The 20,018-nt window shown below is 68.5% G+C and carries 20 protein-coding genes; 6 read left to right on the forward strand and 14 right to left on the reverse strand.

All coding sequences use genetic code 11. From position 1 onward, the window contains the following. Window positions 1–151 precede the first annotated feature (151 nt). Window positions 152–982, forward strand: coding sequence for a hypothetical protein (locus AB0M14_RS02670; RefSeq protein WP_364987804.1), 831 nt, complete (start codon window positions 152–154; stop codon window positions 980–982). Between the two features lie 37 nt (window positions 983–1,019). Here the strand turns inward: AB0M14_RS02670 and AB0M14_RS02675 are convergent, their stop codons facing one another. The 6 genes from AB0M14_RS02675 to AB0M14_RS02700 all read right to left on the reverse strand — a co-directional run bounded on the left by AB0M14_RS02675 (window position 1,020) and on the right by AB0M14_RS02700 (window position 7,574). Then, a complete protein-coding gene (locus AB0M14_RS02675) occupies window positions 1,020–2,414 on the reverse strand; it encodes a M1 family metallopeptidase (RefSeq protein WP_364987807.1) in 1,395 nt (464 codons plus the stop codon). A 79-nt stretch (window positions 2,415–2,493) separates the two neighbouring features. Beyond that, window positions 2,494–3,132, reverse strand: coding sequence for a LysE family translocator (locus tag AB0M14_RS02680; RefSeq protein WP_364987811.1), 639 nt, complete (start codon window positions 3,130–3,132; stop codon window positions 2,494–2,496). Window positions 3,133–3,174: 42 nt separating this feature from the next. Then, window positions 3,175–3,843 carry a DUF3239 domain-containing protein gene (locus tag AB0M14_RS02685; RefSeq protein ID WP_364987814.1) on the reverse strand — a complete coding sequence of 223 codons (669 nt, stop codon included), beginning with the start codon at window positions 3,841–3,843 and terminating at the stop codon, window positions 3,175–3,177. Window positions 3,844–3,883: 40 nt separating this feature from the next. Beyond that, a complete protein-coding gene (locus AB0M14_RS02690; RefSeq protein WP_364987816.1) occupies window positions 3,884–5,542 on the reverse strand; it encodes a DNA repair helicase XPB in 1,659 nt (552 codons plus the stop codon). 178 nt (window positions 5,543–5,720) lie between these two features. After that, the gene (locus AB0M14_RS02695; RefSeq protein WP_364987819.1) at window positions 5,721–6,812 is read right to left on the reverse strand and encodes a 3-deoxy-7-phosphoheptulonate synthase; all 1,092 of its coding nucleotides are present in this window, start codon (window positions 6,810–6,812) and stop codon (window positions 5,721–5,723) included. Between the two features lie 291 nt (window positions 6,813–7,103). Next, window positions 7,104–7,574 (reverse strand): carboxymuconolactone decarboxylase family protein, encoded by a 471-nt coding sequence (locus tag AB0M14_RS02700; protein WP_364991238.1) that lies wholly within the window; start codon window positions 7,572–7,574, stop codon window positions 7,104–7,106. Between the two features lie 137 nt (window positions 7,575–7,711). Between AB0M14_RS02700 and AB0M14_RS02705 the strand changes: the two genes are divergently transcribed. Then, entirely contained in the window at window positions 7,712–7,876 is a 165-nt protein-coding gene (locus AB0M14_RS02705) for a DUF5993 family protein (RefSeq protein ID WP_364987822.1), read from the forward strand. Window positions 7,877–7,880: 4 nt separating this feature from the next. Beyond that, window positions 7,881–8,576, forward strand: a complete 696-nt coding sequence (locus AB0M14_RS02710; RefSeq protein ID WP_364987825.1) for a disulfide bond formation protein B — start codon at window positions 7,881–7,883, stop codon at window positions 8,574–8,576. Here the strand turns inward: AB0M14_RS02710 and AB0M14_RS02715 are convergent. The 4 genes from AB0M14_RS02715 to AB0M14_RS02730 all read right to left on the reverse strand — a co-directional run bounded on the left by AB0M14_RS02715 (window position 8,555) and on the right by AB0M14_RS02730 (window position 11,897). Then, entirely contained in the window at window positions 8,555–9,436 is an 882-nt protein-coding gene (locus AB0M14_RS02715; protein ID WP_364987829.1) for an oxidoreductase, read from the reverse strand. The genes AB0M14_RS02710 and AB0M14_RS02715 overlap by 22 nt on opposite strands. A gap of 15 nt (window positions 9,437–9,451) precedes the next feature. Further along, complete coding sequence (locus AB0M14_RS02720) at window positions 9,452–10,579, reverse strand: alpha/beta fold hydrolase (protein ID WP_364987832.1); 1,128 nt, start codon at window positions 10,577–10,579, stop codon at window positions 9,452–9,454. A 163-nt stretch (window positions 10,580–10,742) separates the two neighbouring features. Next, window positions 10,743–11,285 carry a class I SAM-dependent methyltransferase gene (locus tag AB0M14_RS02725; RefSeq protein WP_364987836.1) on the reverse strand — a complete coding sequence of 181 codons (543 nt, stop codon included), beginning with the start codon at window positions 11,283–11,285 and terminating at the stop codon, window positions 10,743–10,745. Between the two features lie 48 nt (window positions 11,286–11,333). Beyond that, window positions 11,334–11,897, reverse strand: a complete 564-nt coding sequence (locus AB0M14_RS02730) for a GNAT family N-acetyltransferase (RefSeq protein ID WP_364987839.1) — start codon at window positions 11,895–11,897, stop codon at window positions 11,334–11,336. Between the two features lie 66 nt (window positions 11,898–11,963). Between AB0M14_RS02730 and sigJ the strand changes: the two genes are divergently transcribed. Beyond that, the gene (gene sigJ / locus AB0M14_RS02735) at window positions 11,964–12,860 is read left to right on the forward strand and encodes an RNA polymerase sigma factor SigJ (protein WP_364987844.1); all 897 of its coding nucleotides are present in this window, start codon (window positions 11,964–11,966) and stop codon (window positions 12,858–12,860) included. Between the two features lie 45 nt (window positions 12,861–12,905). Here sigJ and AB0M14_RS02740 read toward each other — a convergent pair whose 3' ends face one another. Continuing rightward, window positions 12,906–13,115 carry a hypothetical protein gene (locus tag AB0M14_RS02740; protein WP_194817185.1) on the reverse strand — a complete coding sequence of 70 codons (210 nt, stop codon included), beginning with the start codon at window positions 13,113–13,115 and terminating at the stop codon, window positions 12,906–12,908. Window positions 13,116–13,290: 175 nt separating this feature from the next. Between AB0M14_RS02740 and AB0M14_RS02745 the strand changes: the two genes are divergently transcribed. Beyond that, window positions 13,291–14,466 (forward strand): pyridoxal phosphate-dependent aminotransferase, encoded by a 1,176-nt coding sequence (locus AB0M14_RS02745; RefSeq protein WP_364987848.1) that lies wholly within the window; start codon window positions 13,291–13,293, stop codon window positions 14,464–14,466. Here AB0M14_RS02745 and AB0M14_RS02750 read toward each other — a convergent pair. Both AB0M14_RS02750 and AB0M14_RS02755 read right to left on the reverse strand, forming a co-directional pair. Next, complete coding sequence (locus AB0M14_RS02750) at window positions 14,463–15,134, reverse strand: trimeric intracellular cation channel family protein (protein ID WP_364987853.1); 672 nt, start codon at window positions 15,132–15,134, stop codon at window positions 14,463–14,465. The genes AB0M14_RS02745 and AB0M14_RS02750 overlap by 4 nt on opposite strands. An 81-nt stretch (window positions 15,135–15,215) precedes the next feature. Beyond that, window positions 15,216–15,860: a LysE family translocator gene (locus AB0M14_RS02755; RefSeq protein WP_364987856.1), complete on the reverse strand. Its 645-nt coding sequence runs from the start codon at window positions 15,858–15,860 to the stop codon at window positions 15,216–15,218. 168 nt (window positions 15,861–16,028) lie between these two features. On the opposite strand from AB0M14_RS02755, the gene AB0M14_RS02760 reads away from it, so the two are divergent. Continuing rightward, a complete protein-coding gene (locus AB0M14_RS02760) occupies window positions 16,029–16,442 on the forward strand; it encodes an SRPBCC domain-containing protein (RefSeq protein WP_364987859.1) in 414 nt (137 codons plus the stop codon). A 5-nt stretch (window positions 16,443–16,447) separates the two neighbouring features. Here AB0M14_RS02760 and AB0M14_RS02765 read toward each other — a convergent pair whose 3' ends face one another. Continuing rightward, complete coding sequence (locus AB0M14_RS02765; RefSeq protein ID WP_364987862.1) at window positions 16,448–19,918, reverse strand: amino acid adenylation domain-containing protein; 3,471 nt, start codon at window positions 19,916–19,918, stop codon at window positions 16,448–16,450. Window positions 19,919–20,018: the final 100 nt, after the last annotated feature.

Raw genomic sequence — 20,018 nt, forward strand, 5'->3', positions numbered from 1 at the left:
AACCCAACAGGCGCGAGGGCAGGTTGGTGAGCAGCTGCAGTCCAAAATTGTTCACTAGCAATGCCTTCCACAATGTCGTCCACTTTGTGGACGATCGTCCAATTCAGGGAGTCTGTCGTTTCGAGGCTTCGAGTCGTTACGCTTGGCAAGTATGACGGTCGACGACGTTGCCCGCGACTTGTACGGGCTGGCTCCCGCGGAGTTCGTCGCGGCGCGCACGGCCCAGGTCAAAGCGGCCAAAGACGCCGGGGACAAGGCGCTGGCCACAGCTATCGGCAAGCTACGCAAACCCACGGTGACCGCGTGGACGGTCAACCTGCTGGCCCGCTCGGCGCCGAAGGACGTCGACGCCCTGCTGCGACTCGGCGCGGCGCTGCGGTCGGCGCAGCGGGAACTGTCCGGCGAACAGCTGCGGGCGCTCACCACGCAGCGACAGCAGGTCGTCAATGCCCTGGCCAAGCAGGCCGGGGCGCTGGCCGCCGAGCACGGCCACCCGGTCGGCGAGACCGTGCTGCGGGAGGTGGGCCAGACCCTGACCGCGGCGCTGGCCGACGACGAGGTGGCCGAGCAGGTGCACACCGGCACGCTGGCGACCGCCGCCACCTACGAGGGCTTCGGGCCGGAGAGCCCGGCGCTGGTCGCGGTCGGCGGCACCGAGCACAAAGGCGCCAAGAAGAAGGCCGCGAAACCCGAGCCGGACACCGAGACCGCGCGTCAAGAACTCGACGACGCTCTGGCGGCGCTCGAATCCGCGCAGGCCGCAAAGGATTCCGCGCAGGCGGAGACCGACCAGGCCGCGCAGCGCCTAGCCGATACCGAAGCGCGGATCACCCGGCTGCGCGCCGACCTGGAACACGCCGAACAGGAGAAACAGTTCGCGAAATCCGCCGAACGCACTGCGCAGGAACAGCTTCGGTCCGCGCAGCGCCAGCTCGACCGGGTGGAACGCTGGGTCGAGCGGGCTCGCGAACGCGTTGACTAGGGGATGGCAGCCGACGAAGTCGGCGGGGTGGGTCAGCTCAGACGCGCAGCGCGCCCGGATACAGGAACTCGTCGGCCGGCGGCTCCTCGGTATTGAGCCAGGAATGGAAGAACCCGGTCAGATCGGGCCGGTACTTCGACTGGATGAAGGTGCGGAACTGCGGAATCGACGCGTTCCCGTAGGCGTGGTCGCGCAGGAATTCCTTGACCGCGCCGAAGAACAGCTCATCGCCGATCTGCCTGCGCAGGGCGTGCAGGAACAGCGGCCCCCGGTAGTAGACCGAGGTGAATTCCCTTCCGACGCCGGGATCTTCGAGCGGGATCCGCCAGAACTTCGGTTTGTCCAGCACCTTCGCGAGCGTCTCACGGTACTTGGCGTCGACGTCGACGCCTTCCTTCTGCTCCGGCCACAGATAGTCGGCGGTGTAGCTGGCGAAGCATTCGTTCAGGCAGATATCCGACCACCGTTGCACCGACACCGCGTCGCCCCACCACTGGTGCGCGATCTCGTGCACCACGGTCTGCAGGTCGGTCCAGGGGGCGTAGATCGGGCGGGTCTGGGTTTCCAGCGAAATCTCCAGATCGGCGTCCACATAGATGCCGCCCGCGGCGTCGAACGGATAGGGGCCGTAGAGGTTTTCGGCGAAGTCGAGGATCTCGGGCAGCCGCTGTTCGTTCTCCCGGTTGTCTTCGGCCTCCGGCGCGAACGCGCTGAGCAACGGTGTCCCGTCGGCCCGCTGCTGTTCCAGGAAGGTGAACTTGTCGATGGCGACGGTGGTCAGATATCCGAGCACGGTGTGCTTCGATTCCCAGCTGACGACACGCTTGTCGCCGCGCACCTCGTTGCGCGTGCGCCGCCCGTTGGACATCACCTCCCATTCGGCGGGCACGGTGGCGTGCAGCGCGAAAGTCGCCTTGTCCAAAGGGGTGTCGTTGAGCGGGTACCAGGTGGCGGCCGAATGCGGTTCCCCCGCGACGAACGCGCCGCCGCTGGGTGCGATGGTCCAGCCCGCGCCGAACGCGTCCACCGCGGGGCCCGCGTAATCGACGATCGTGGTGAACGGCAGGCCCGGCAGCAGCGGCACCAGCGGAGTGATGGTCAGCTCGTGCTCACCGTTGCGGTCCCAGGCGGCGGGCTGGCCGTTCACCGTCACCATCCGCACGTCGGGGCCGCTGTAGTCGAGGTTGAACGCGCGCAGTCCCTGGGTGGCGCGGGCTTCGATGCGCACCTTCCCGATCAGGTGCCGGCTCGGCGGGTCGTAGTCGATGGCGACGTCGTAGTGCGCGACGTCGTAGCCGCCGTTGCCGTCGAGCGGGTAGTACGGGTCACCCAGGCCCGGGGCGCCGATGAACGGATCCGGTTGCGCCGCAGCGGGAGCCGCGACGACCAGTACTCCGGCGAGCACCGAACAACACAGGCCGGATAATCTCATTCCACCAACCGCCTCTCTCGATCACCACGGATTCGGGATCGTGCCGGCGAGCATTGGCACAGCGGCGATCGTAGTCGGTTTATTTGGCCGCGCCGGAGAGCGCCACCGACGCGCCGAGGCCGACGATCATCGCCCCGCCGGTCGCGCCGACCGCTTCCAGCCGGCGCGGCGAGCGGGCGAACCAGTTGCGCGCGGCCGCCGCGCCCAGCGCCCAGGCGCTGTCGGAGACCAGCGCGATGGCCAGGAAGACCCCGCCCAGGATCAGCAGCTGCGCCACGTACGCCCCGGCGGCCGGGTCGATGAAGTGCGGCAGCACCGCCGAGAAGAAGATGACGGCCTTCGGGTTTGTCAGGCCGACGATGATGCCCTGCCGGATGACCTTGGTGTCCTGCCCCGCGGGCGCTTGGACGTGCAGCGCCTCGCGCAGCGACTTGCGGTCCCGGATGGCCTGGATGCCCAGGTAGATCAGGTACAGCGCACCGGTGAACTTCACGATGGTCAGTGCCAGCGCCGACGCCGTGAGGATGGTGCCCAGGCCGATCGCGACCAGCAGCAGCGAGACCAGCACGCCCACCGCGTGTCCGAGCACCGAGAGCAGCGCGGCGCGCCGGCCGAGCGCGAGCGCCCGCCCGATCGCGAACAACACGCCGGGACCCGGCACGACGATGATGACCAAGGCGGCGGCCGAGAAGGCCAGCAGATTTGCGACCGGAACCATCATCCGAGTCTAGGCAGCGGCGGACTCGAAACCCACAGCTTTTCAGGCGCCCAGATCGTCGGGCAGCTGCTGCGGATCCAGCAGCAAGCGCTTCGCCGAGGTCCGCCGCACCTTGGCGGCGAGCCCGAGATTGTTGGTGAGCAAACGCCATTCCGTCTCGCTGATGGCGGCGCGGGCGCGGGCGATGACCATTCCGTCGGTGGTCCCCCAGGCGATCGGCATGGGATGCACCGTCTGCCAGCGCTCCCCCACCTGCCGCGGCGCCCGTTCGCTGCGCACCGCGATCGAGGGCACCCGCTCCCCCGCGCGCTTCTCGTGGCCGGGCAGCTCCCGCACCTTGCGGATCACCAGCGCGTAGAGCGGGTCGGTGGCGGTGGGCTTGGCGACGTCGACCAGCGCCAGCAGGACCACCCCGCCCGGATGCGTCTCCGAGACCACCGCGGGCACGAGTTCCCCAGTGGCATAGAGCTTGTCGATGCTGAACCGGCGCGGCGCCCAGACCGTCACCCAGAGCGCCACCACCGCGCCCAGCACGAACGCGATGGCCAACAGGTAGGACCAGGCATGGTTCAGCCAGATCAGATAGGCGGCGATCACCCCGGCGAAACCTGCCCCCGAGATCGCCAGAACACGCAGGCGGCGCACATCGGCGAGGACTTCGTTTACCGCTTGGGCGTGCCTGTGGTCCACCGGGAATTCGAAGCGTCGCACGTATTCTTCCTAGCACACGTATCGGAGGAGACCCCTCCGCTTATCCGATGGCCGGCCCCAGCAAGTCGTCGGCATCCGTTATGCGATAGGCATACCCCTGCTCTGCCAAGAAACGCTGCCGGTGCGCGGCATATTCGGCATCCAGCGTGTCACGTGCGACGACCGAATAGAAGTGGGCTTGGCCACCATCGTGCTTCGGCCGCAGCAGCCGTCCGAGCCGCTGCGCCTCCTCCTGCCGGGAACCGAAGGTGCCCGAAACCTGTACCGCCACAGAGGCTTCCGGGAGATCGATGGAGAAGTTCGCGACCTTGCTGACCACCAGAACCGGAATCTCGCCCTGCCGGAACGCCTCGAAAAGTTCTTCGCGCTCTTTGGTTTTCGTCGATCCCTGGATCACCGGCGCGTTCAGCGCCGCGCCCAATTCGTCGAGCTGATCGAGGTAGGCGCCGATCACCAGCGTCGGCGCGTCCGGGTGTTTGGCCAGGATCGACTGCACCACCGGAATCTTCGTCCGGGCCGTCGAACACAACTTGTAGCGTTCCTCGGGCTCGGCAGTCGCGTAGGACATCCGCTCGGCGTCGGTCAGGGTGACCCGCACCTCCACGCAGTCGGCCGGGGCGATCCAGCCCTGCGCCTCGATGTCCTTCCACGGCGCGTCATAGCGCTTCGGCCCGATCAGCGAGAACACGTCGCCCTCGCGGCCGTCCTCGCGCACCAGCGTCGCGGTCAGGCCGAGCCGGCGGCGCGACTGCAGGTCGGCGGTCATCCGGAAGACCGGCGCGGGCAGCAGGTGCACCTCGTCGTAGACGACCAGGCCCCAGTCGCGGCTGTCGAACAGCTCGAGATGCTTGTATTCGCCCTTCGTGCGGCGGGTGATCACCTGATAGGTGGCGATGGTGACCGGGCGGATCTCCTTGCGCTCGCCGGAGTATTCGCCGATCTCGTCCTCGGTCAGCGAGGTGCGCGCCAGCAGTTCGCGCCGCCACTGCCGGCCGGCGACAGTATTGGTGACCAGGATCAAGGTGGTCGCCTTGGCCTTCGCCATGGCGGCCGCGCCGACCATGGTCTTGCCCGCGCCACACGGCAGCACCACCACGCCGGACCCGCCGGCCCAGAACGAATCCGCCGCCAGCTTCTGGTAATCGCGCAGTTCCCAGTGCCCGCCCTCGTAGTCGAGGTCGATCTGGTGCGCCTCGCCGTCGACGTACCCGGCGAGATCCTCGGCCGGCCAGCCGATCTTCAGCAGCATCTGCTTGATCCGCCCGCGCTCGGACGGATGCACCACCACGGTGTCGTCATCGATGCGCGCGCCCAGCATCGGGGCGATCTTCTTGTGCCGGAGCACCTCTTCCAGCACCGCCCGATCGAGGCTGTTCAGCACCAGGCCGTGGGCCGGATGCTTCATCAACTGCAACCGCCCGTACCGGGCCATGGTGTCGACGATGTCCACGAGCAACGGCTGCGGCACGGCGTATCGGGAGAAATTCACCAGCGCGTCCACGACCTGCTCGGCGTCGTGCCCCGCCGCCCTGGCATTCCACAGCGCCAGCGGCGTCACCCGGTAGGTGTGCACATGCTCCGGCGCGCGCTCCAGCTCGGCGAACGGCGCGATGGACTGCCGCGCCACATCGGCCAGCTCGTGGTCGACCTCGAGCAGCAGCGTCTTGTCACTCTGAACGATCAACGGACCATCGGTCACAGATCTCTCCCTTGTTGAGGTCCGCCCTATTCTCCCCGACCCCACCGACAACCCGCAGCACCGTCCGAATTGTTCCCGGACCTGGGAGGTTGCCGTCCGCCGCGCGCCGCCCTGCCCGGCTGTTCGCCGGGCGGGCGGCAGATGCGGCGGTCTCAAAAGCCCCTGTGGGGCCGGTGGTTCAGCTGTCGCGGCGCTGCTGGACGGCGTCGGCGAGACGGTCCAGCTGGGCGGCGGTGGTGGCCCAGTCGAGGCAGGCGTCGGTGATGGACTGGCCGTGCGTCAGCTCGTCCGCGCGGCCCAGGGTCAGGTCCTGGCGGCCCGCCACCAGGAAGCTCTCCAGCATGACGCCGACCACACCCGGCTCACCGGCGGCCAGTCGGCCGGCGATATCGGTGACCACGTCGACCTGACGGTTGTGGTCCTTGTTGCTGTTGCCGTGGCTGGCGTCGACGACCAGGCGCTGGGCCAGGCCGGCCTTCTCCAGGCGCAGGTTGGCTTCCGCGCAGGACTCGGCGTCGTAGTTGGTGCCGGTGCTGCCGCCGCGCAGGATGACGTGGCAGTCCGGGTTGCCGCTGGTGCGGATGAGGGCGGCGCGGCCGTCCAGGTCGGTGCCGGGGAAGACGTGGCTGGCCGCGGCGGCGCGCACGCCGTCCACCGCCACCTGCACGTCACCGTCGGTGCCGTTCTTGATGCCGACCGGCATCGACAGCGCGCTGCTCAGCTGCCGGTGCACCTGGCTGGCCGCGGTGCGCGCGCCGATCGCGCCGTAGGAGACCAGGTCCGCGATGTACTGCGGGGTGATCGGGTCGAGGAACTCACAGGCCACCGGCAGGCCCAGGCCGGTGATGTCCATCAGCAGCTTGCGGCCGATGCCGAGGCCGGTGTTGACGTCGAAGGAGCCGTCCAGATGCGGGTCGTTGATCAGACCCTTCCAGCCCAGCGTGGTGCGCGGCTTCTCGAAGTACACCCGCATCACGACGTGCAGGCGATCGTTCAGCTCGGCGGCCTTGGCGGCGAGCAACCGCGCGTATTCGATCGCGGCGGCGGGATCGTGCACCGAACACGGGCCGACGATCACCATCAGGCGGTCGTCGTCCCCGTTCAGCACGTCGACGGTGGCTTTCCGGCCCGCACGCACGGTGTCGGCGAGGGCATCGTTGATCTGGTGCACCCGGCGCACCTCGGCCGGTGAGCGCAACGGGCTCACGGACAGGGTCCGCTGGTCATCCAGATCGGAATGCCGCGCATCGACATCAACTGCGGTGGTCATAGTGTGGGTTCCTTTTCATCAGGCCGGCCCACGGAATTTCGAGAACCCGTCGAGCCGGTCATCATCCGGCTCGGGGTGGAGGTTGGTCAGCGCAGGCAGTTGCCGCAGACCGGCCCACCCAGGGCCGGCTTGCTAAACCAGAAATATGCGCGCTGCACGTCGCTGACTGTAGCAGGGACAAACCAAGCACGATCCGCGCAGCGCTCAACGTCACATTTCGGGTAGCTAGAGGCTATCGACCATCGGCCCGTCCGTGTTGTGCTACGTCCGGGCCGCAGCACGTGACGACACTCACCACTGGCCGGGCTGGTAGTCGCCGGCCGGCACGCGGGCGATGACGTTCATGCGGTTGTAGGCGTTGATCAGGGCGATGAGGGAGATCAGGGCGGCGATTTGGTCGGCGTCGTAGTGCTTTTCGACCTGAGCCCAGGTGTCGTCGCTGACGCCGTGGTGGGCGTCGGCGAGGCGGGTGCCCTCCTCGGTGAGGGCCAGGGCGGCGCGTTCGGCTTCGGTGAAGACGGTGGCTTCGCGCCAGGCGGCTACGAGGTTCAGGCGGACCTGGGTTTCGCCGGCGTGCGCGGCGTCCTTGGAATGCATGTCGGTGCAGAATCCACAGCCGTTGATCTGGCTGGCGCGCAGTTTCACCAATTCCTGGGTCGGCTTCGGAAGGGTTGAATTGTCGACGACCAAACCGGCGTTGCCGATGCGCTTGGTGAACTTGGCGCCGTTGTCGTTGCCGTGGTAATCGAAGCGAGCGTCCATGGTGATGCCTTCTTTCGTGTGGTTTGTTGGCTTCATCAAGATGACGACGGTGCGCCGCAATGTGTGACATCGCTGTGACTGAATGCCCCAGAGTGTCATTCCTGCTGGTCAGAGCGGACGGAGTAGCGTCCGGGCGCATGGACACGCTCATTTTCGGCGGGTTGCTGTTTACCCTGTTCGCGATTTATACACAGCGTTCCAGGCGGATGGTGATCGCCGCGTGGTGGGTGGTCATGATCGCTTCGCTGGTGTTGCTGAGGCATCACATCACCAGCGGTCTCGGCCTCGGATTGACGTGGTGAAACGATGACCGAATCCGAATCGACCGGACGCCATCATCGGGTGGTGACCGAAACGGTGGTCACCGAAACTGTTGTTCCGGAGCGGGCCGCAGGATTCGCAGGGCAGTTGCAGTATTGGCTCGCCTGCATTTTCGTGGTCGGCTGGACCGGGGTCATCTGCGGCGGGCTCGCGGTGCAGTTCGGGACCTGGGATTATCCGTGCCCGCTGTGCATGTTGCAGCGCATATTCATGGCGATGGCCGCGCTCGGCGCGGCGATCATCGTGCGCAAAGGGATGCTCGGGATCATTACCGCGCGTGACTATATGACCGGCTGGGGCCTGGCCCTACTGGGTTGTGTCGCAGGCGGTTTCACCGCTTGGCGGCAGACCATGCTGCACATCAACGACTGGCAGAAGCCGAACGGGCCGGTGGGCTACGGCGGCGCGGTGCTCGGCCTGCACCTCTATGTCTGGGCCTGGGTGCTGTTCGTGGCCGCGGTGTTCGCGATCGGCCTGGTGTTGTGCTTCGGGTACTACACCGCCGCGTCCAGCTTCAGCCCGACCGCCGGCCATCGCCTCATCGGCCAGTTCGCGCTGTGGTTCCTCGGCCTCGTGCTGGTGATCAACATGGTCGCGGTGTTCTGCCTGGCCGGCCTGCACTGGTTCCTGCCGGACAACCCCGACAAGTACCGGCTCTTCTACGACCTGGGGATCCTGTAGGTGACGCCGGTCAGCTTCTCCGACAACTCCCACAGCGCGGCCGCCATCTGCTCGTCGCGCACAGCCGAGCTCGAGCCGCAGCGGATCGGGTAGCCGCGCAGGCCCCCGATCCCTTCCGGCCCGTAGTAGCCGCCCGGCTCCGCGTCCGCGACGGCGGCGAAAAGCTGTGGCAGTGCGCCCATTTCGGCACTCTGTGCGATCAGCCGGTCACCGAGCGCCACGATGGAATCGAAGAACGACTCGGTGTGGGTGCCCAGCGCGGTGCTGGCGTACCCGGGGTGGCCCGCGGTCGCGAGCCGCGGCGAACCCGCCGCCGCGAACCGGCGCTGCAACTCGGCGGTGAACAGCAGATTGGCCAGCTTGGACTGCCCGTAGGCCTTCCACCGGTGATAGCCGCGACGTTCCCAGTTCGGGTCGTCGAGATCGATCGCGCCGAAGCGGTGCGCCCAGCTGGACACGGTGACGACCCGATCGCCGATCTTGTCCAGTAGCAGCCCGGTCAGCGCGAAGTGCCCGAGATGGTTTGTCCCGAACTGCATTTCGAAGCCGTCGACGGTCCGCTGCTCCGGTATCGCCATCACCCCGGCGTTGTTCATCAGCACGTCGACCCGGTCTACCGATGCGGCGAACTCGCGCACGGAAGCCAGATCCGCCAGGTCCAGCTTCCGCGCCTCGGCCCGCGCCCCGATCTCGGCGGCCACCTTCTCGGCCTTCTCGAGGTTCCGGCAGGCCAGGATCACCTCGCCCCCCGCACCGGCCAGCGCTTTCGCCGCCGCGGCCCCCAATCCACTGTTCGCGCCGGTGACGATGAACCGCCGGCCCGTCTGATCAGGGATGTCCGAAAAGTCCCAACCGCTCATGCCGGGCGAGTCTAGTTAGAAACCGCCGCCGCCGCCGACCAGCCAGGGATTGAACGAGCACACCAAGTCCGGGTGCGCGGCCGGATCCAGCGCGCGCAGCGTAATCGACGCCGCCCGAGGCGAATACATCATCGTGAGGTGATCGGAGAAGTCCTGTTCACACCCGTCCTGCAGGGTGATGTTGTCGACCGTCGCCTCCGGCCCGGCCGCCAGGAAGGTCAGCTGGTACGGGTTGGTCACCTCGTCGTAGCGCGAACCGACCGAGGTGTAGGCCACGCCGGGCACGGTATCGCCGCCCTTGTTCAGATTGATGAGGAACGGTGAGCCGATCGCCTGCTGAATATTGGCGTGCCCGACGAAGATCTCGTTGAAGCCGAGAATGTCGATGCCCAGGTTGTTGATCATCCGGCCGAGCGTCGCCATCCCGAGTAGCGAGGTGCCGTGATGGGTCGCGCCGAAGGTGACCAGTCGTTCCACCTTGGGCGCGCCGTTCTCGAACTTCAGATACTGGTTGGCAACGGTGCCGCCCTGCGAATGCGCCACCACGTCAACCTTTTCCGCGCCGGTGACCGCGAGCACATGATCGACGAAGCCCGCCATCTGCTGCGCGGACGCCTCCATGTAACCGACACCGTTGCGACCCGGCAGAATCGCCCCGAATCCACCCCCCTCCAGCAGATTCGACTGACCGTAATTCATCGCGAAGACACAGAATCCGGCCCGCGCCAGGCGTGGCGCCAGATAGGCGAAGCTGTCGAAGGCGTTCATCCAGCTGCCGTGCATCAGCACCACCGGGCGCGGATGCGCGGGGCTCGGCCGGCAGCTCCAGTCGTTGACCCCGGCGGGGGCGGCGTTCGGATTGAGCAGCCCGTAGCCGAAAGCCGCGATAGCGGAGGTCAATTCGGGCCCGGGGCCGAGGGCGACCGAAGAGCGGCTGCCCGAGGATCCGGAGCTGCTGCCGGAGTTCGCCACCGCGACCGGCTGCCGCCCCTGGTTGATGTAGTCGGCAAGCTGCTGTTCGGTCGGGAGCGCCGGTTCCTCCGCGCTCGCGCCAGGTGATCCCACCCCGATCGCCAGCGCGGCGGCGGTGATCATCGCGCCGATCAGCGCTCTGCCTCGCACCAGGCCGTTATCTCGTGTCATCCCGCAACCTCCTCGGGCGCCCTCGTCGGCGCTTGTCGGAAACCGAGGCTAACGGTGTTAGGTTCTGGACTCCCCCGGTCCGGGCGCAGCTCTGGAGCTTTCCATCACGGCGGCATGGCCGGATGTGAGCAATACACAACAAGTTACGGAGAATTCCGGACGGTCAGCGGGGCCGGGCGATGATGCCGAGCAGGTCGCCCGAGGCCACGGTGCGCGCGGCGAAGTTCGACGCCGCCAAATGCTCGACGAGCTTGCCGGGCGGCGGTTTCGGGCTCGCCGCCCCCGCGCCGGGATCGCCGTAGCCGTAGAACAGGTTGAGCGAGCCGCCCGGCCCGAGCAGCTGCCGGATCAGCGCGAGCTCGGCGGTCGGCTGTTTGGTCCAGAACAGATTCACGTTGACGGCCAGGATCTTGTCGAAACCGCCGGAAGCGAAGGCGATTCCGTCGATCACACGGTCCGGGACCACCTGTTCCAGGCCCGCCTGGGCCAGCCGGACCCGTCCCGAATCGATCAGCGCCGCATGGCGTTTTACGGCGCGGGTGATCGCGGTGGCGGAGCGGTCGATGCCGGCGTATCGCCCGTCGTCCAGGCGTTCGGCGATACACGCGATCGAATCGCTGGAGCCCGGACCGATTTCCAGTACCCGGTCCGCGGGCCCTACGGCCATGGTGTCGACGATCCACCGGAACCGCGCGTCATCCGCCATCTCTGGAATGTAGGACGCGCCGGGCCGCCCGTCCGGAGTTTCCGGTAATCAGATCGGCCAGTCGGTGACCGGCAGCCCGTCGTCGGTGGCCAGGCGCCCGGCGACCCAGGAATCGCGGCGCACCCCGCGCTGCACACTGCCCAGGCGCATCATGCCCTCGTACCGGAACCCGTTGCGCGCCGCCACCGCCGCCGACGCCCGGTTGCCGACGAACGCGCGCCAGGTGATCCGCTGCAACCCCAAAGTCTCGGGGTCGAAACCGAATTCGCAGACCAGCCGCAGCGCTCGCGACATCAGCCCGCGGGAACGCCGCTCCGGCAGCAGCCAGTAGCCGACCTCGGCGGACGAGGCGTCCTGCGCCTCCAGCCCGATCATGCCGATCACCGGCCCGTCCTTGTCCGGCCGCAACGCCCAGGTCGGACTGCGATGCGCCCAGCCAGGCCCGACCAGGTCCTCGACGAAGGCCTCGGCGTGCTCACGGCGATACGGCACCGGAATCGTCACCCATTCGCCGATCGACGGATGCTGACAGCAGGCGGTGATGGTGTCGATATCCGCCTCGGTGGGCGGCGACAGCACCACGATGCCGTCGGACAGCGCGCGTTCCTCCACGGCATTCATGGTGTCATGCGCATCCGGTGCGCCGGCCGGTTCCTCGGGCCCCGTAGAATCCCCCCGGTGGTAGCCGCTTTTCTCGCTGATCTGTTCGAATCGCATCGGGCGCATCTACTTTCTGTCGCCTACCGGTTGACCGGCAGTGTCAGCGACGCGGAGGACGCGGTACAGGAGAGCTGGCTGCGGCTGGCGGGCGTGCACCAATCCGAGATCGATGATCTGCGCGCCTGGCTCACCACCGTCGTGACGCGCATCTGCCTGGACCGCTTGCGCAGTGCCGCCGCCCGGCGCGAAGCCTATGTCGGACAATGGCTTCCGGAGCCCGTCGTCACCGGCGTGACCACGTCGCGCGCGCCCGATCCGCTGGATCAGGTGGTGCGCAGACAGGAATGCCGACTGGCGGCCATGGTCGTGCTGGACACGTTGACGCCGCCGCAGCGCGTGGCTTTCGTGCTGCACGACGGACTTTCGGTGCCGTTCGACGAAATCGCGGACATCCTGGGAATTTCCGCCGACGCCGCGCGGCAGCTGGCGGTGCGGGCCCGGAAAGCGGTAGCGGGCGTACCCGAGCCGGTACCCGATACCGAGCACGAGGCCGCGGTGCACCGCCTGCTGGCGGCACTGTCCGCCGGTGACGTCGCGGCGGTAACCGCTGCCCTGCATCCGAACTCGCGGATGGTCGGCGATGCGAACGGCACCACTTCCACGGCGGTCAATGTCCTCGACGGCGCGGAGCGGATCGCCCGGTTCCTGCTCGGCCTGACCGCCAAGTACGGCATCGGTGATGCCGAGAATGCCACCATGCGTTACGAATTCGCCGCGGTGAACGGCCAGCTGGGCCTGATCCTGCAGCGGGAGGACGGCCCGGCCCGGGTCGTCGGTTTCACCGTGAGCGAGGGAACCGTCTGGGGCACTTACGATCACGCCAATCCCGCGAAGCTGTCCGGCGTCCGGTTGTAGGTGACCAGGCCGGACCCTCATCGTCCAGCCCGGCCCTACTCGTGTCTACGGCGTGGTCGACCCGGTGAAGAAATCACCGGTCGAGGAGCCCGTGCCGTGGTTGCCGGTCGAGGACCCGCCGAAGAAATCTCCGGTGGCGGAGCCGAGGAAGGTTCCGCCGATCAGGTCGTGTGCGATGTCGCGGAGGTAACCCAGTACGGATCCGGCGACCTCCGACGCCGCCGGCTGCAGTACCAGGTCGAGATACGAGGCCATGCGCGCCCCTTTCGAGAATCCGCCCGCAGGGGCGGGATGTGAGGTAGAACACGGCGAGGCTAGCCGCCCACCAGAAACCACACAACCATGCAGGTAGAAGCGCCAATTCAAATGTGAAACATAGCCTTTCGCTATCTATTAGCAACGATAGCGACCCCTGGGCTACTCTTCGAGGGTGCCTACGAGCTCCGCGACCGTCGCCCGCCTGCGCCCCTTCGCCTCGACGATCTTCGCCGAGATGACCGAACTCGCCGTCCGTCACGACGCGGTGAATCTCGGCCAGGGCTTCCCCGACACCGACGGCCCCATCGGAATGCTGGAAGTCGCCCGCCAGGCCATCGCCGACGGGCTGAACCAGTACCCGCCGGGGCGCGGCATGCCGGTGCTGCGCGGCGCCATCGCGGGCGACCGCGCCCGCCGCTACGGGATGCGCTACGACCCCGACACCGAGGTGCTCGTCACCGTCGGCGCCACCGAGGCGATCAGCGCCGCGTTGCTCGGCCTGGTCGAGCCCGGCCAGGAAGTTGTCCTGATCGAGCCGTACTACGACTCCTACGCCGCCGCGGTCGCGCTGGCCGGCGCCACCCGGCGCACCGCGCGGCTGGTCGCCGACGGCGAACGTTTCGTGCTCGACCTGGACAGCCTGCGCGCCGCCATCACCCCGGCGACCCGGATGATCGTGGTGAACTCCCCGCACAACCCGACCGGCACCATCCTGGACCGCGCCGATCTCACCGCCGTCGCCGAACTCGCCTGCGAACACGACCTGCTGGTGCTCACCGACGAAGTCTACGAGCACCTCGTCTTCGACGGACGCGAGCACATCAGCATCGCCACCCTGCCCGGCATGGCCGAGCGCACCGTCGTGGTGTCCAGCGCCGCGAAGACTTTCAGCGTCACCGGCTGGAAGACCGGTTGGGCCTGCGGCCCCGCCCGGCTGATCGACGGGGTGCTCGCCGCCAAGCAGTTCATGTCCTTCGTCGCGGGCGGTCCGTTCCAGCCCGCCGTCGCGCACGCGCTCGAGCACGAACTCGGCTGGGTCGCCGCACTCCGGGACACCTTGTCCGACAAGCGACTCCGGCTCGCGGCCGCGCTGGCCGACACCGGCTTCGACGTGAAATCCAGTGCGGGCGGCTATTTCGTCTGCGCCGACATCACGCCGATGGGCAATACCGACGGGCTCCAGTTCTGCCGCGAGCTGCCCGAGCGGCTCGGGGTCGCGGCCGTGCCGGTCAGCGTCTTCGCCGACGACAAGAAGTCCTGGGACTCGCTGGTGCGCTTCACCTTCTGCAAGAAGGACGCGACCATCGACGAAGGCGTGCGCCGGCTGCGCGCGGGCGTGCGCGTCTAGGGCTCGGTGGTGTGGCGCGCTTGCGGTGCGCGCCACTGGAATCGGCGCGCGAGCAGCCGGAAGGCGATGGCCAGCAGGGCGGCCAGGAAACCGGTCCAGGCCTGGTACAGGCCGAAGTGCAGCAGCACCGCCGTGGCGGCCGCGCCGAACAGCGCGGGCACCGCGTACAGGTCCTGGTCCGGGCGCAGCACGCTCGGCACCTGCCCGCCGAGCAGATCCCGGATGACGCCGCCGCCGATGGCGGTGACCATCCCCAGCAGCGCCGCCGACGGCGCGCCGACACCGTGGGTGTAGGCGACGACAGTGCCGGTCACACAGAACAACCCGAGACCGATCGCGTCGGCGATCTCCAGCGGGCCGCGCGTCAGCCGCGCCGAGGGATGCCGGAAGAAGACCACCAGCGTGACGAGCAACGCGGCGCTCAGATAGGTCAGATCGGTGAACGCGGCGGGCGGTGTGCGCCCGACCAGCAGATCCCGGAGCACACCACCACCGAGCGCGGTCGAGCAGGCCAGCACGGCCATCCCGAAGATGTCGAGATTCTTGCGAACCGCCAGCAACGCACCGGAGGTCGCGAACGCGATGACGCCGAGCAGCTCACCACTCCGCTGCGCGGCCTGCACGGCGGAGTACAGCTGCCCGGTAATCAGGTCGGCCCCGAGGCCCATCGATCGCTCCCTTCGCGCACTCTCTGCCCTGCAGGTTTGCACGTGGGGCGGGCGGTGAGCCGCGCGACACCCGGTACCGGATCAGGCGGGAACGGGACGTGCCTTGTCGGTGGCCAGCTTGATGGCGATCGCGCCGAGCATCGAGCCCATCACCCAGCGCTGCGTCCGCAACCAGAGCGGCCGCCCGGAGAGGAAGCCCGAGATCCCACCGGCGCCGGCGACGATCAGTCCGTTGACGGTCAGCGCCACCGCGATCTGCACCGCGCCCAGGCACAGGCTCTGCAACCACACCTGCCCGCGCTCGGGCCGCACGAACTGCGGGAGCAACGCCATGTACATGATCGCGATCTTCGGATTCAGCAGGTTGGTCACCAGCCCCATGGTGAACAGCCGCCGCGCCGGATCGGCCGGCAGCTCGCCGGGCGCGAACACCGAGGCCCCGCCGGGCCGGATCGCCTGCCAGGCCAGCCACAGCAGATAGGCCGCGCCGAGCAGCTTCACCGCCAGGTACAACCCCGGCACCACCGCGAACACGGCGGTGATGCCCGCGGTCGCCGCCGCGAGATACACCCCGAACCCGGCCGCCACGCCGCCGAGCGAGATGAATCCCGCCCGCCGCCCCTGCGACACGGTTCGCGAAACCAGGTACATCATGTTCGGCCCCGGGGTCAGCACCAACCCCAAGGCCGCCACCGTGACTCCGAGAATCGCCGCCGTCTCCACCATGATTCGATCCTGGCCTGCCGACCCCCACGCCGTCTCGGTCCACTTCGCGGCCGGTGGCCCTGCCCCCGAAACAGGTGTGATGCGCACCACTCGCATTCGCGATAAGTTCGCCGAGGCAATGCCGTCATATCAGCGAAACCCACTGGAACTTCGAAAGAGATGATGACAATGAGCGACTTCTCCTACCGGCTCACCCGCACCCTGGACGCACCGATCGCCGCCGTCTGGCAGGCCTGGACCGATGACAAGCAGTACGAGCAGTGGTCCCAATCCGCGCCGGGCTCGGTACACCAGGATGTGCGCCCCGGCGGCGCCTGGACCGCGGGTGTGGTGGATCCGGAAGGCAACACCTTCGAGATCAACGGCACCTACCTCGAGGTCGAACCCGAGCGCCTGCTGGTCATGGACATGCCCACGCCGACCGGCACCACCGTGATGAAGCTCGAACTGACCGACAAGGGCGACCGCACCGAGATCGTGCTGAGCCAGGAGTGCGACTCCGCCGAGGAGCGCGACATGGCCGAGCAGGGCTCGACCATGCTGCTCGACTGGGTGACCGCGTTCCTGGCGGACCGGGCCTGAGCCGCTCAGGCTTCGGCCAGCACCTCGTCGTCGGACATCGCCGCCACCTCCAGGTACAGCCCGGCGACGGTCTCCAGCCGGCCCGCGCCGCCCTGGGCCTGTTCCCGCGCCAGCAGGCGCTGGGCCAGGCCCGCGACGGTGCGGCCGGCCAGCAGATCAGCGACGCGGGCGTCCGCGATTTCCAGCCACTCCCGGGCCCGGGCGACCGCGGTGGTCGCGAGCACGGAATCGCCGCCGATCGCGAAGAAGTCGTCGTGCACGCCGATCCGCGCGACGCCGAGCACCTCGGCGACGATGGCGGCGAGCGCTTTCTCCAGCGCGGTGCCCGGCTCGGCGTCGACAGCCATGTTCGCGCCGGGTTCCAGTAGCGCCACTACCGCGCGGCGATCCAGTTTGCCGTTGGCGGTCAACGGCATCTGCTCCAGGATCTCGATCCGCGTCGGAATCATGTAGCCGGGCAACAGATCACCGACCGCGGCCACGATGTCCGCGGCGGAACCGACCGTGCCCGCGACCGCCGCGACCAGCTTGGGCGCGCCCGTGCCGACCACCGCGGCCACCGCGTGCCGCACGCCCGGCGCGGTACGCAGGCCGCTCTCCACCTCACCCAATTCCACCCGGTAACCACGGATCTGGACCTGATGGTCGGCGCGGCCGAGGAATTCGATGGTGCCGTCCGGCCAGTAGCGCGCCATGTCGCCGGTGCGGTACCAGCGCAGGTTGTCGTGATCGACGAACCGTTCCGCGGTGCGCTCGGGGTCGTTGCGGTACCCCGCCGCGACATTCGCGCCGCCGACCCAGAATTCGCCCGGCACCCAGTCCGGGCAGTCCCGGCCGGCCGAATTCACCACGCGGCAGCGCACATTGCGCAGCGGCACGCCGAACGGGATCGTCGCCCAGTGCGCGGGCGGGTCGGCGATCTCGCAAATGGTGTTGTGGATGGAGGTTTCGGTGGCGCCGCCCAGACCGGAGAACCGGCAACCCGGCACCTGCCGGGCCAGTCGCCGGGCCAGCTCCGCGCCGACCCAGTCGCCGCCGAGAGTCACCGCGCGCAGCGAGTCACCCAGGTGGTCGCCGCCGATCTCCAAGATCATGTCGAGCATGCTCGGCACACAGTTCAGGATCGAAACCCGGTGGCGGGTCAGCAGTTCCACCCAGCTGGTGGCCTCCTCGCGCTGTGCGGCCGACAGTGCGACCACCGACCCGCCGACTGCGAACATGCCGAACATGTCGTAGACCGAGGCGTCGAATTCCAGCGCGGACAAGCCGAGCACGCTGTCCCGCGCGCCGACCGCGAACCACTCGTTCACCGCGTCGATGGTGTTCATCGCGCCGCGATGCGGCACATCCACACCCTTCGGCACACCGGTGGAGCCGGAGGTGAACAGCACGTAGGCGATCGACTCCGGATCCGGAAGCACCGGCGCCCCCAGCGGATTCGGATGCCGCCGGGCCGCCGACAGCGGCAGGCAGGTGATATCGGACCGGCCCAGATCGGCGTCGTCGACGGTGAGCGCGGCGACCACGTCGCCGGTGCGCAGGATCTCCGCGCGCCGCCCCACCGGCTGATCGAAGCCGATCGGCACATAGGCGGCGCCCGCCGCGAGCACGCCGAGCACGGCCAGGATCTGATCCGGGCCCTTGGGCAACTGCACCGCGACCGTCGCACCGGGCCGGACACCCGCGTCGTGCAACGCTCCGGCCACCGACAGCGCCTGCGCGGCCAGCGCACCGTAGCTCCAGCCACCGTCGGCGCCGTCGAAGGTCCAGCGCACCGCCGGGGCGTCCGGCGTCGTGCGGGCGTACTCGAAGAAGCCCTCGTGCAGCGCGCGCCCGGAGACCGGGCCGTCCGTGGCGTTCACCGCGGCCCGCACCGACGCCTGGGAAACCGGCAGGCGCACAGCGGCTTCCGCGCTCCAGCCCGCCGCGCCCGCCCCCAGCCGGCCGATCGCGTCGGTGTAGCTGGCGAACATGGCGTCGATCAGGCCCGCGGGGAAGGCGGACTCGCGCACGTCCCAGTTCAGCAGCAGCCCGCCGCGCACCTCGGTGACCTGCGCGTCCAACAGCACCTGCGGCCCTTGCGAAATGATCCACACCGGCTCACCGAAGGTCTCGGTGACCGCGGCGGGGAACAGCTCGCCGAGATTGAGCGCACTGGTGTAGACGATCGGCGCGAGCACCGGCTCGCCGCGCTGCCGTCCCAGATCGCGCAGCACTTCCAGCCCGGAATACGCGGTGTGCGAGCCACTTTCGTGCATGGTGCGCTGTAAAGCCTTGGCGCGCTCGGTAACCGTCACGTTCTCGCTGACATCCACCTCGAGCATGATCGAGGAGGTGAAGTCGCCGATCACCCGATCGATGTCCGGATGCACCGGTTCCCGGTGGAACAGCGGCACATTCAGCAGGAACCGGCTCTGCGCCGACCAGCCGCCGATGGCTTCGGCGAACACCGCGGCCAGCGCCATCGCCGGCGTCACGCCCCGGGCGTGCGCCGCCGCGAGCAGTCGTTCCTTGGCCTCCGGCGCCAGCCAGTGGTTGTAGCGAACGGTGCGATGCGGGTCGGTGCGCTCGCTGACGGGAATGGTCGGCAGCTCGGGCGCGCCGGGCAGTTCCGGCAGCCGCTCCTGCCACCACTGCTTGTCGCGTTCGCGCGCCGCCGCGTCCACCGGGCGCTCGGTGCGGTAGCGGCGGTAGCTGTAACCCTGCTCGGGCACCGTGCCGCCGTGATAGAGCTCGGCCAGATCGGCGATGAGCACGCGGTAGCTCATCGCGTCGCCCGCGAGCATGTCCACGTCGAGGTGCAGCCTGGTGCGGCCGTCGGCGAGCAAGGTCAGTGTGACGTCGAGGACCTGACCGGCCTCGATGTCCAGCCGCTGATGCGTCTTGAGGTCGCGCAACCGTTCCAGTTCGGCCGCGGCGGCGTCGGGGGCGTGCGTCCGCAGATCGACCACCGAGAAAACCGGTTTCCCGGGTGTGCCGAGAGTCTGCTGGGTGCCGTCGGGCAGGACCTTCGTCCGCAGCATGGGGTGCACCGCGACCAGGTCGGTTACCGCGCGGCCCAGGCGGTCGGGATCGACGCCGTCGCCGTCGAATTCGACATAGAGGTGCGCCGCGACGCCGCCGAGGTCCTGTTCCCCGGAGCGTCCGATCCAATAGGCGTGCTGCATGGCCGCCAGCGGGAACGGCGCGTTCTCGTCCTGGGCCGCACCGGCCGGCGCCGGCGGTTCGGCCGGGGCGGGTTGGTCGGTGCCGCCGAGCAACTCGTACCACCCGTCGACCGTCGGGTTCGCCGCCAGCTGCGCGAAGTTGATGTCGAGGCCGCGCTTGCGCCAGCCGCCCGCCAGTTTCATGGTGCGGATGGAGTCGAGCCCGAGTTGGATCAGGTCGGCGCCGGTAGCGATGTCCGCGGCCTCGATGCCCAGCTGGGTGGCGATGGCGGACCGGATGTCGTCCCGGCTGATCTGCGCTGGCTCCATGTGCGGCTGACACTCCTCGGTTCCCGCCGCGCGGGCGGATCAATACTGCTCGCGCCAAGGGTATCGCACTGAGATAGGGTTGCCTAACCTACATATGAGG

This window comes from Nocardia sp. NPDC051832 (assembly GCF_040681285.1).
Lineage (GTDB): Bacteria > Actinomycetota > Actinomycetes > Mycobacteriales > Mycobacteriaceae > Nocardia.